The following is a 12,271-nucleotide window of genomic DNA, read 5'->3' as shown; positions in this document are numbered from 1 at the left end:
CCAAATCTTTTAAAGTATAGCGGGTCGCATTGCTTTGTTGGCGCGGATCCACCAATGTCTCGATGACTGTCTCTATATATCCTAAAAGCACTGTGAAACTAAGCGCTTTGACTTCCATAAATTAGATCACTCTTGATTTCTGACTTTTTTCTATCTTGCTGCGCTACCGTAAGCCTAGTTCTGTATCCCCTGTTACTTTCGAATTTGGAATTGCTGCAATCGGTTCGGTTATAGTGACTTCATAATTAACCATCATATTTGCAGTGTTATCTTTTGGGAGTTACTCTGAAATTATGATGAGTTCACTCCTTATTGTTCTGCCTCATCTCTATATGTTGGCGAAGCCTCATTAAGTTATAAGTCTGACCCAACTCTAATGGCAAAAGAGTAATACCTTCCAAACGAGACTGCATCCAACCGTCACCCCAACACCATTCTTGGTAACCATCAATTCCGTTGCTCAAGATTAATCGTAAACAATTATCATCTGCCACTTTTACTAAATATTCAATCTCTAGAAAAGCTAATTTACTAGTAAATTTTAATCCTGCCGATAATGTTTCTGGCAAATTAGCCGACAAAGTTTGAGGCCAAATCCATTGCTCCAATTGCTTAGTATTTATTAAGCTGTCTCGAATCGTACTCTGCTTGGCTTCTAATTCAATCCGCAGTTGACTTTGCTGAAAATTTCCTAGCATGGCAATTTGAGTTTCTCCAAGTTATGAGCGTTATCAATTTTCATTTTGGTGTTGAAATTGGCTTATGCGATTAGTATTGCATCTCAAGCTAATTGGATTACTTGTAATTTTTACACAAAATTTTTCATATTTTTGACCCCATAGTTTTACTCACGATCGCGCCGAAAGCAAGATGCTCTGAGCTCAGCTAAAGACAAGTACTGTGGGATCATATATTAAAGAAAAGCAACTTATTTAATTCATTTAGCTCTAAGTAAAGCTTTTATTGTTGAGTCCTTGGCGATACTTCGCTTGTAAGCCTTGAAGAAAGTTGCGCAAAACTTGGTCTTTGCATTCACGATAATGCTTGTGATCAGGTTTTCTAAAAAACGCACTTAATTCATGTTTGCTCAAGGCCAGACCAGCATAATCAATAATCTCTAGCATATCCTCGCTTTTTAAATTAAAAGCAATCTTCAGCTTTTTCAAGACAATATTGTTCGTCAGCCTTGTTTCAGGCTTGGGCTGCTCACCTTCTTTTTTGCCACGCTTATGGTTTATCAGACCATTAAGAAACATAGCCAGTTGTTTGTCATTACAATTCTGGTAATCAGGATCATCATCTCTCTTGAGCCAATTACTGATTTGTTCTCGATCAACTTCTAGATCTGCTTGCCTAAATACCGCAATCATCATTGAATCGGTCAGATCCAAGATATAGCGAAGACGGCGTAATACATCATTATTCGTCACAGATTATCCCTACATTGTAAAATCCCTTTATACTAACAAAAAAGCTTTGATTTTCCCTGCAAGTTAGTTAATTTGTCTCCTTTGCGATCGCTGTTATAATGACATTTTTCAATTGGTTCTAAATCATTATTCTTTGGTTTCTTCTCCGCGAACAAATTAGCGATCACGCTCGCATAAATAGTAGTTTATGACTGAGGACTATATAAATTGAGTCCTTCAATGAAAATAAAATCTTTGATGTTAAGTGTATAGAGACTAATGTTATTTACTAAAACGGTAGCGGCAATAAGCGCATCTGGAATAGTGAGTTTATGGCTAAGAGAGTAGCGTGTCATTAGCTGAATAAACTGAGCTGAAATTTCTTGATCAATATAAAAATTATGGATTAAGTTAAGATGCTTCTGAATACGAGTGAGTTCGGTTTTGTTGATTGCACCGTAATATAGTTCAGCTTGAGTAACAATACTGATGGCTAGTTGGTTAATGCCGATTTGCCGTAATTCTTTGATGACTTTTGGATTATTCTTGTAAAACTCGATAAGAATATTAGTGTCGCATAAAATCATTATTTTTCTCTATTCCATGCTTCTTCACGCAGGGACTCGATCGTAATGTTTTTATTTTCCCAAATTCCAGCAAGCGAAAAAAAGTCTTGGTCTTGGTGGGTGTTGATTTCAGAATTAGTATTTTTTTGTTGGTAATTAGATTGCAATTCTATAACTTCAATAAATTTGATAACTTTATTACGTTGTTCAGGGGTTAATTGTCGGATTTTTTGAATTGCCATTTCTAAAGTTGACATAATAATTTGCTCTGGGTTATTGATTTTGGCAGAGGATCTTCGTAGCTTGTCTATGACTTATTTTTACACAAATTTTTTTCTACTTGCGATCACACTAAACAAAGGACTACGAGATCGCTATTTTAAATCATGATTGTTCAGTTTCCTCTTGGCAGATAGACCTGAAAGTCAGCGATCGCTATCAAAGAAATAATCGTTTAGTTCCAGCTTAGCGAGATCGCTAATTAAAGGAGGGTAAATCGTATCAGAGATAATTGAAATTAGGGCTTGATTATAACGGTTGAAGAATCGAATTAATTTACTCCATTAAAATAGATAGAATAATGCTTTTGCTTCACCTAAAAAAACAATTGAAATTAATAAGCCTATTGTCAGTCAATCAGATATTCCTCATCAAGAACCTGCGAAACAGTAAAAGGAGATGCTACCGGAAAAATATCAAGAGATAATTCTGTCTCATCACTAGCTTGTTTTCTGGCATCTTCATAACATTCGGCAAAAACCTTCTCACAATATCCTTTAAGACTTGGACTATCCTCAAAAGCTTTCCTCAATCTTCGGCGATGTTCTCTGATGCTAGCTTTCCAACTATTACTACGTTTAGCTGGTTGATACTTATATTTGAGCAGATGTAAAATCAAAACCACCAAATTACTTTCTAAAGCTCTTTTTTCACTTCTCCCCATATCCTCAATTTCTTCAACTAAATTTACCGCATCAACCTCCGCAAATCTCTTTTCTCGTATCAGTTGAGCAGTATTTTTCAACCAAAGATAATAATCTTCGTCGTAGAGTTTATCAATACTTTTAGCTGATGGCACTTTAGCAGTCATAACTACACAAATTTATTGTCTTTCCAAACTGTGAATGATTATCCTAAATTAATATTCTGCGGTCTTATTATGAACTTTGCAAAGCTTAAGCTGCAATTCCTTCAGTAGAAAAGTTATTAATATCAGTTCTCTTACTGGCATGTTCTAAAGTGATTGCACAAATGTCACCATGATCATCGAGTTCCAAAAGTGTATTCTCGTCGAGATCTCTAGTTTCAACAATATTGGAGTTCTTAAACTCAAGATATAAGATGTCAGTGTCTTTGAAATATTTAAGTTTCATGGCTTAAGACTTCGATCAAAAAATGCATTGTGAACTGTTTGCCGATCTGGAAGTAAAACTACGCGAAGATATCTGCCTTCAAATTCCATAATTCTTCCCCACATTTTGATTCTACCGTCCGATTGAATTTGTGTTTTCTCACAATTTTCCATCACATAAATGATTCATTTATCCTTGATAAATAATCGATCTGGACGACTTCTGACTGAATAAAAATACCGAGTAGTTTTCAATGCTCAATAGCAACTTAAATAAATACAATAATGGAATTCTCTCATACTCAAAAGTATAACCTCCAAGCAAATAACATTAAATGTAGGAAAGTTGCAGTATCTTACTCCCTTAAGTATGAGACTATTAACGTAGTGTCATATACAGTCCATCGCCGATCGCAATCCCCATATTATCAATGAAACCCGACTATTTAGAGAGGATACTCAATGCTCGTGTCTACGACGTCGCTCAAGAATCCCCTCTAGAATATGCTCCCAACCTATCAACTAGATTAAACAATAAACTTTTTCTCAAGCGCGAAGATCTCCAATCGGTATTCTCCTTTAAACTTAGAGGAGCCTACAATAAAATGGCGCAACTATCTCCTGATCTTCTCAAACAAGGAGTAATCGCAGCCTCCGCAGGAAATCATGCTCAAGGAGTCGCCCTCGCAGCCCAGAAATTAGGCACCACAGCGATTATTGTGATGCCAGTAACTACACCCACAATGAAAGTGAATGCTGTAGCGACTGGTGGGGGACAAGTAGTTTTGCACGGAAATAGTTATGATGATGCTTGTGCCCATGCACGTCAGCTAGCAGAAGAGAAAAACTTAACTTTTATCCATCCCTTTGATGATCCTGATGTAATCGCAGGACAAGGAACCATTGGCATGGAGATTTTAAGGCAATATCAAAAACCGATTGATGCGATTTTTCTGGCGATCGGTGGTGGCGGCTTGATTTCAGGAGTTGCGGCATATATCAAAAGATTACGCCCAGAAATTAAAATTATTGGGGTTGAGCCTGTAGATTCTGATGCCATGTCTCAATCTTTGCAAAAAGGAGAGAGGGTAAAATTACCCCAGGTGGGCTTGTTTGCTGATGGGGTGGCAGTCAAGCATGTGGGAGCAGAGACTTTTCGGCTTTGTCAGAAATATGTTGATGAGATTATTCTCGTTTCGACAGATGATACCTGCGCCGCGATCAAAGATGTGTTTGAAGATACTCGTTCTATTTTAGAACCTGCGGGGGCCTTGGCGATCGCAGGGGCCAAGGCTTATGTCGAACGCGAGCAAGTTACAGGGCAAACTTTTATTTCTGTTGCTTGTGGTGCCAATATGAATTTCGATCGCCTACGTTTTGTTGCAGAAAGGGCAGAATTTGGGGAAAGAAGAGAGGCTATTTTTGCCGTGACAATTCCTGAAGAGAGAGGAAGTTTCCGTAAATTTTGTAGTTGTATTGGTAAACATAATTTAAGTGAGTTTAACTATCGCATTGCCGAGAAAAAACAGGCTCATATTTTTGTCGGAGTGCAAATTCAAAATCGGGTTGATGCCGAAAATATTGTCGCAACTTTCGAGGAAAATGGTTTTAAAACTATCGATCTTACAGATGATGAATTAGCTAAAATGCATCTGCGCCATATGGTAGGAGGTCGGTCTTCCTTAGCCAATAATGAATTGTTATATCGCTTCGAATTTCCTGAGCGCCCAGGAGCTCTTGTTGATTTTCTAAATTCTATGAGTCCTAATTGGAATATTAGTTTATTTCACTATCGGAATAATGGTTCAGACTATGGGAGAATTGCCATTGGCGTACAAGTTGCGCCCAATGAGATGAATGAATGGCAAGCTTTTCTGGAGACTTTGGGATATCCCTATTGGGACGAAAGTACTAATCCTGCCTATAAATTGTTTTTATAATTAAAAATTGTCCTTGCTCCTTATTTTATGAATGATTATTTTGCCACGGTAGCCCGTGGATTAGAAGAGACTGCTGCTCAAGAATTGATTGCCTTGGGTGCAACGGAAGTTAAAACGGATTTTTTAGGTGTATATTTCCAAGGAAATCAAGAACTACTATATCGAGTCAATCTTTGGTCAAGAACTATTTTCCGAGTCTTAGTAAAAATTGATAAAGTAAAAAGTTTTGATGCTCAAAGTCTTTATAAAAGTGTTCAAACAATTGATTGGTCAGCATATCTTAATCCAGAAATGACCTTGGCTGTGACTTGTACAGGGAAAAACAAACAACTCAATCATAGTCATTTTACTGCTCTACAAATTAAAAATGCGATCGTTGATCAACAGCAAAAACAATATAATAAACGCTCAGATATTAATGCCGAAGCCCCTGATTTATTAGTCAATGCCCATATAGATAATAATCGTTGTATTATCAGTCTAGACAGCTCTGGGTCTAGCTTACACCGCAGAGGTTACCGCCCAGCAATGGGACGGGCTCCCCTCAAAGAAACCCTCGCAGCAGCGTTAATTCAAATGACGGATTGGACTCCAGAATTAGCGTTTTTTGATCCTTTATGCGGTTCGGGGACTTTGCCCATCGAAGCAGCGATGCAAGCTTTGAATATTGCCCCTGGCTTATATAAATCGCAGTTTGGTTTTCAAACTTGGTTAGATTACGATGAAACTCTCTGGAATAAATTAGTCACAGAGGCCAAAAATAGCCAATTAAAAACTATTGATATCCCGATTATTGGTAGCGATCGCGATTTTGAGATAATCGATCAAGCCTATACCAATGCTGAAAATTGTGGCTTAGGAGAACAAATCCAATTCATGCAGAAAGAACTATCTGAAGTTCAACCACCAGCAGAGAAGGGAGTAATTATTTGCAATCCTCCCTATGGACAAAGGTTAGGAACAACAGAAGAATTGGAAGATTTATATAAAATGTTAGGTGATATTTTTAAACAAAGATTTAAAGGATGGACGGCATATATTTTGACAGGAAATAAACAATTGGCGAAAAAAGTTGGTTTGCGAACCTCTCAAAGAATCCCTGTGTACAATGGTTCTTTGGCTTGCACTTTGTTAAAGTATGAATTGTATTAGAAAAAGGCAAAATTGGCTAGTAGACGTGGGGGTAAATAAGCTATCTATAGCACTTCTCTAATTAGTGAGATGCAGAAGGATATGCTTTGGGGAATAGGGAATCGGGAATAGGGAATAGGGAACAGCAAACTGTATCTTATGAATATGAGAAACGCTATAGCAACAAGCTGGTACTTATTACTTATTACTTATTACTTATTACTCATTACTTCCTCACATCGGCACTAGAGTCTTCCACCTTTGTTGCCTCTATTTCTTTTATCGTAACGATAAAATTTTGGCAATTAACAGCTAGCTGAATGGCAATGCCTCAAAAGCTGCACCTTGATTAGTGAAAGCCCCAGATAAATTCGGATCACCAAGAATCGCATTAGTTTCTGCTGGCCCAGAAAAGAGAAAAGTATTATTACTGTTATTTTGAAAACGATTAAATTCTACTCCTTGGTTCGCTCCCACTCCAAAAAGATAAAACTCAGGAATATCATTTCCTGCCCCATCAAAACCTTCTGGTTGGAAGTTATTTCTTTGCTCAGAATTAGCATCAAAAATAGCATTATATTCTTCGGTACTGACAAACAGAAAAGTACCTGGAGTGGCAAGACTTTGTAAACGAAAGAAAGGCAATAGACCTTCTCCTTCTCCTCTACTAGCCCGAAATGCAGGATTGCCATTACCTTCTAACTCAAAAGTTTGGTTAAAATCAGGATTATTCAAAATAGCATCTCTTTCGACTGCATCAACAAAGATATAGGTGCCTGTATTAAAAGTAGTGTTGCGAAAACGGAATAAATCAATAGTCCCTTCAGGAGGATCTGGGAAATTAAAATCTTCTCTTCCAAATAATACTGCGCTGCTAGCGTTTGGAGTGGTGGCATTATCATCAACAACAGGATTGAAGACGAGATCATCAAAACCATCATTGTTTAAATCTGAGACATTCGCAACTCCATTATTTGCTTGGACACCAGATATCAATAAGGCATTGCTATTACCATTAGTTAAATCTATTCTCGGAGCAAAAGCTCCTTGACTACCAAACAGAACATAACTAGTGTTATTCTCTTTGTCGATAATGAGATCATCAATATTATCTCCATTAACATCTCCGACATCTGTGATTTCAATGTCATTATCTGCGATCGCAAAGCCATTGGTTCCATTGAGACTTGTCAGATCTAAACTACTACTAAATCCTTGATTACTACCAAAGATTACACAGTAAATACCAGTAGTATCAAGAACAATGAGGTCTTGGATATTATCTCCATTGAGATCTGCAGACTGTTCTACTGAAACGGGAAAAGGAATCGTAAACCCATTATTACCATCTAGAGTTGCTAAATCTATACTACTAGGATTATTATTATTGCCAAATAATATATCCAATCTATTAACTTGTGGCTGATTCGGATTGTTAGGATTAATAAGATTTTGCTGAATTGCCAACTCCCCGATACCATCTCCATTCAAATCTTTAATGGGAATTCCTGATAGGCGAGAATTAGCTCCACTATTACTGTCTGTAATGATAAAACCATTGCCCCCATTAACAGCAGTAACATCTACATTACTTGCAAAACTATTGCTACCAAATAAGACATAGTTTTGCGGACTATCATTGTCTATAAAAATTAAGTCATCTATATTATCTCCATTAATATCAATTCCTCCTCCATTAAAAATAATGCTACCACCAACAGTAAAGCCATTATTGCCATCCAAAGTTGAGATATCTAATTGAGAGGTAAAATTTGGGCGACCAAAAACAATTTTATTAACAGTATTAGTGACATTTTCTGTCGTACTTGAGGAGAGAAAAACCAGATCTTCGAGAGAATCATTATTGATGTCTCCCTGGAAGATGAAAGGAGTCAAACTATCGTTATTATCAATAATATTAAATCCATTACTACCATTTAAAGTTCCTGGAGCAAGAGGACTAGATAAATTTGTACTGCCTAAAATTACGTAGTTAGTAAAATCCTGGGTATTTAACTCTATTGAAGTGATTAGTAAGTCATCAATGCTATCGCCGTTAACATCAGAAAAGCTATTAAATACTGTAATAGTATTTTCTATAGCAATACCATTACTTCCATTAATAGTTCCTAAGTCTAAGTTAGGAGGAAATGTACTATTCCCAAAAATGACAAAACTTTCTTGTACTACTTCTCCATTTTCGAGAAAATTCGATGATTGAATCGGAATATCATCAATATTGTCGCCATTAATATCTCCCTGGGGACTCAAAATATTAATGAACAAACTGGATAAAGGTGCTTGAGGATCATTTAAAAAAATCTCATCTATTTTTATACCATCAATAAAAAATCCATTGTTGCCATTAATAGTTGTTAAATTAAAAGAGAATCTCGCCATAATTTTTAACCTCGGTAATATAGTTGATACATTAAAATTTAATGCCGCAACAATTTGTTTGATATTTAGTTAAATGTTATTTACCGTTATAGCAGTAGGTTTGAAATCCAGCTTTAATCTTCTAGTTTCGAAATCCATTGCTGAAGATCTTGTAATACTTGTTGGGGAATTTCCCAAGGGAATAAATGAGCTGTATTGGGGTAACAAATAAATTGAGAATTCTTAATTTTTTGTGATGTTTTTTTACTAGAATCAGCAGTAATATGGCGATCGCATTCTCCAGCCAATATCAAACAAGGAATATCAATTTGCGGAAGCTCGTCGAGGCGATTATAACCATCAGCAATGGCGCTAGATAATGCCTTGTTGGCAGCAGCAGAAGTTTGAAAATAGGCAGGCACTCCTTGATGAGCTAAATATTGATAAGCCGCAGGAGTTTGTTGGAAGATGAGATAACGAAATAGCGATCGCGTGCCAAAACGATTAATATTCCATAACCATCCAGGCTTGAAAAAATTAATAATGCCGGCAATACCTGTATAAATCAGATCTTGCTTGGTAATAGCTGGATGATCGCTGCGGGGAGAGGCCGCCGAGGCAATCAGAATAAGACCACGAAACCTTTTGCGACTGCAAAGGGCTAATTCTAGGGCCAGAATACCCCCCAAAGACCATCCCAATAATAAGCAATCTTCTATCTGATATTGATCTAAAAGTTTTTGTAAATCTTCTAGATGCTGCTTCATTGAAAAATCTTTTCTGTAGCTGCTTTTGCCATAACCTCGGAGATCAGGAGTAATAGTTTGATAATCCTTAGAAAGGACATCCGTAAATACCGACATACAGTTGGCAGAACCAGGATGACCATGTAGGCAAAGAATTGGATAACCTTTTCCTTTTATTTCGACATTAAGATCCATAGACTGACATTGTCGCGCAAAAGTAATGAAAAACACAGCTTCGAGCTCACGAGGTGACAACGAGCTGGAAAGTATGATGTAGAGGGAATAGAACAAAAATAGGGTAAGAAAAGGGGGTAACAAGACCCCTAAATATAATTTCTATTGCAATTGTCGAAAATACGCGATCGCCGAGGCTAATATGCGATCGCACTATAACCTAATAAGCCTTAGCAAAAATAACCTGCTGCTTAGTCGCTTTCCCAGTATAAAAACAAACCCCCTCTTCCCCAGATTGCGCCAAGGGAATACAGCGTCCAGTAGCCTTAGTTTCCTCTTGAATCTTCTCTTCATCTTCAGGAGTTCCAGCAAAATAAACCAAGTAAAAACCAGATTTTTCCTCAACACTAGTTTTAAACTCTTCGTAGGTCGCCACCTGATGGGTATTAGCTGCTTGAAATACCTTGGCCGTATTAAACAAATTCTGATGAATATCTTCCAATAATTCAGGAATTTTCGTCGCCAACTCAGCTTGAGGAACAATTATCTTTTCCCCCGTGTCCCGACGTACCAAAACAGCATTATTATTCTTCAGATCCCGAGGGCCCATTTCCAAGCGCAAAGGAATCCCTTTCAACTCAGCATCGTTAAACTTAAAACCAGGACTGACATTTTCGCGATCGTCAAGGTCAAAAGAAAAATCACCACTAGCCTTAAACTCCGACTGTAACTCAGCAAATCTTGCTAAAACCTGCTCCTTTTCTCCAGGCTTACGAAAAATTGGCACTCCAATGACTTGTAAAGGCGCAATTCTTGGGGGACAAACAAAACCCTTATCATCAGAATGAACCATGATCAGCGTCCCAATCATGCGGGTTGTGATACCCCAACTCGTTGCATGGGGATATTCTTGAGTTCCTTCTGCCGACAGATAAGTCACATCAAAAGCCTTAGCAAAAGTTGTCCCCAAATTATGACTTGTCCCAACTTGAATTGCTCTTTTGTCCTGGGTCATTGTTTCAATGGTGTAAGTATGTTCTGCTCCAGGAAACTTTTCATTTTCGGTTTTTTGCCCATCAAGTACGGGAATTGCCAAATAATCTTCGACAAAAGTTTTATAAACTCCGAGCATTTGCAGAGCTTCAGCCTCCGCCTCTTCAGCACTTATATGAGCAGTATGACCTTCTTGCCACAAAAATTCCGCAGTTCGCAAAAAAGGACGAGTTCGCATTTCCCAACGACAGATATTCGCCCATTGATTAATCAATAAAGGTAAATCGCGATAACTCTGAATCCATTTACGGTAAGCTGACCAAATAATAGTTTCACTGGTGGGACGAACTACCAAAGGTTCACCCAATTCGGCATCAGGATCTACTGTAATCTCTCCCGATTCTGTGGTCTTGAGACGATGGTGAGTAACCACAGCGCATTCCTTGGCAAAACCAGAAACATGTTCGGCTTCTTTGGCAAAGTAATTAACAGGAATAAACAAAGGAAAATAAGCGTTGCGATGTCCAGTTTCTTTGAACATGCGATCGAGCTGGGCTTTCATATTCTCCCAGATCGCAAACCCTTCTGGCCTGATGATCATGCAACCACGTACACCCGAGTCTTCAGCTAATTTAGCTTTCTCAACGATATCTAGATACCAACGAGAATAGTCTTCTTCTCGTTTAGTAATTCCCAATGAAGTAGCTTTATTCTTTGCCATTGAAGTTCGTCCTTTTTACACCTGTTTCAGTATATTGCAGAAGGACTCAACTTCGACAAAACATTGAAATTATTGTTGATCACTCCCACATGCTACAGTCAACTGCTTCTGCGGGATTAGAATCGGTATTTTGTTGCAATTCACTAATAAATGCTTGATTCGCAGCCTCATTTTTATCGTAGATTGCTTCTTCCCAATTACAACCAGACTTTATTTGAGTTGGCGTAAGGTTGTTAGCGCTCATCAGATATGTTCCCTGAAGATTTGCTTGATTGAATATAGTGTCTTTTAGATCAGCTCTAGTTAATCTTGCGCCACTAAGATCAGCTTCTTGCAAAGTGGCTCCTCTAAGATAGGCCCCGACCAAGTTTGATTGACCAAGATCGGCTTTTTCTAATAGGGCATCCTGCAAGTTAACTTCTTTGAGATTAGCCCCTTGCAGATCGGCATTTTCGAGATTCACCTTGACCAAATAAACTTCCTGGAGATCGGCATTACTCAAGTCACAATCTTCGTTACAGACTCTGGAAGTTTTTACTTGTTCGAGATCTTCTGGTTCAAACGCTGAGACTGTCACATTAGGGATAATTAGCATTGCAGTTGTTGCGGCAACTAGCATCAGTTGATAACGTTTAGGCTGGGAAACGACTCTCTTCGCGATCGCAGATTGCAAAATTTTGTTCATTTTACTTTAATTAATTCATGGAACTTCTTAATAGATAGCTGACCTAATTGCTGATATCTAGGTTCCCAATTGTCTCAAAATATGACAAACCTAAAAACTAACCTGCATTAATCAATAAAGTCAAACCCTATATATGTAAGACTATTTTAGTGCATTACTGGATTTCGCTCACGCTC

General features: G+C 37.8%; 12 protein-coding genes. 2 read left to right on the top strand and 10 right to left on the bottom strand.

The annotated features are described in order from the left end of the window. Positions 1 to 302: 302 nt before the first annotated feature. The 6 genes from XEN7305_RS14670 to XEN7305_RS14645 all read right to left on the bottom strand — a co-directional run bounded on the left by XEN7305_RS14670 (position 303) and on the right by XEN7305_RS14645 (position 3,348). The gene (locus tag XEN7305_RS14670; protein ID WP_006510244.1) at positions 303 to 698 is read right to left on the bottom strand and encodes a hypothetical protein; all 396 of its coding nucleotides are present in this window, start codon (positions 696 to 698) and stop codon (positions 303 to 305) included. A gap of 249 nt (positions 699 to 947) precedes the next feature. Then, positions 948 to 1,430 (bottom strand): DUF1456 family protein, encoded by a 483-nt coding sequence (locus XEN7305_RS14665; RefSeq protein WP_006510243.1) that lies wholly within the window; start codon positions 1,428 to 1,430, stop codon positions 948 to 950. Positions 1,431 to 1,615: 185 nt separating this feature from the next. Beyond that, positions 1,616 to 1,996 (bottom strand): type II toxin-antitoxin system VapC family toxin, encoded by a 381-nt coding sequence (locus XEN7305_RS14660; protein WP_006510242.1) that lies wholly within the window; start codon positions 1,994 to 1,996, stop codon positions 1,616 to 1,618. After that, entirely contained in the window at positions 1,996 to 2,232 is a 237-nt protein-coding gene (locus tag XEN7305_RS14655) for a hypothetical protein (protein WP_006510241.1), read from the bottom strand. The genes XEN7305_RS14660 and XEN7305_RS14655 overlap by 1 nt, the downstream gene beginning before the upstream one ends. A 371-nt stretch (positions 2,233 to 2,603) precedes the next feature. After that, on the bottom strand, positions 2,604 to 3,065 hold the full coding sequence (locus XEN7305_RS14650; protein WP_006510240.1) for a DUF29 domain-containing protein: 462 nt from the start codon (positions 3,063 to 3,065) through the stop codon (positions 2,604 to 2,606). Positions 3,066 to 3,150: 85 nt separating this feature from the next. Beyond that, positions 3,151 to 3,348, bottom strand: a complete 198-nt coding sequence (locus XEN7305_RS14645) for a DUF2283 domain-containing protein (protein WP_006510239.1) — start codon at positions 3,346 to 3,348, stop codon at positions 3,151 to 3,153. A 409-nt stretch (positions 3,349 to 3,757) separates the two neighbouring features. Between XEN7305_RS14645 and ilvA the strand changes: the two genes are divergently transcribed. Both ilvA and XEN7305_RS14635 read left to right on the top strand, forming a co-directional pair. Beyond that, a complete protein-coding gene (gene ilvA, locus XEN7305_RS14640) occupies positions 3,758 to 5,266 on the top strand; it encodes a threonine ammonia-lyase, biosynthetic (RefSeq protein WP_006510237.1) in 1,509 nt (502 codons plus the stop codon). A 27-nt stretch (positions 5,267 to 5,293) separates the two neighbouring features. Next, positions 5,294 to 6,418, top strand: coding sequence for a class I SAM-dependent RNA methyltransferase (locus XEN7305_RS14635; protein ID WP_006510236.1), 1,125 nt, complete (start codon positions 5,294 to 5,296; stop codon positions 6,416 to 6,418). Between the two features lie 291 nt (positions 6,419 to 6,709). On the opposite strand, the gene XEN7305_RS14630 is transcribed toward XEN7305_RS14635, so the two are convergent. The 4 genes from XEN7305_RS14630 to XEN7305_RS26735 form a co-directional block, all read right to left on the bottom strand. Further along, complete coding sequence (locus tag XEN7305_RS14630; RefSeq protein WP_006510235.1) at positions 6,710 to 8,797, bottom strand: VCBS repeat-containing protein; 2,088 nt, start codon at positions 8,795 to 8,797, stop codon at positions 6,710 to 6,712. A gap of 113 nt (positions 8,798 to 8,910) precedes the next feature. Beyond that, entirely contained in the window at positions 8,911 to 9,717 is an 807-nt protein-coding gene (locus tag XEN7305_RS14625; RefSeq protein ID WP_006510234.1) for an alpha/beta fold hydrolase, read from the bottom strand. A gap of 199 nt (positions 9,718 to 9,916) precedes the next feature. Next, positions 9,917 to 11,410: a proline--tRNA ligase gene (proS, locus tag XEN7305_RS14620; protein ID WP_006510233.1), complete on the bottom strand. Its 1,494-nt coding sequence runs from the start codon at positions 11,408 to 11,410 to the stop codon at positions 9,917 to 9,919. 79 nt (positions 11,411 to 11,489) lie between these two features. Further along, positions 11,490 to 12,095 (bottom strand): pentapeptide repeat-containing protein, encoded by a 606-nt coding sequence (locus XEN7305_RS26735; RefSeq protein ID WP_006510232.1) that lies wholly within the window; start codon positions 12,093 to 12,095, stop codon positions 11,490 to 11,492. Positions 12,096 to 12,271: the final 176 nt, after the last annotated feature.

The sequence above is a fragment of the Xenococcus sp. PCC 7305 genome, from assembly GCF_000332055.1.
In the GTDB taxonomy this organism is placed as follows: domain Bacteria; phylum Cyanobacteriota; class Cyanobacteriia; order Cyanobacteriales; family Xenococcaceae; genus Xenococcus.
This window is presented reverse-complemented; position numbering and strand designations above follow the sequence as displayed.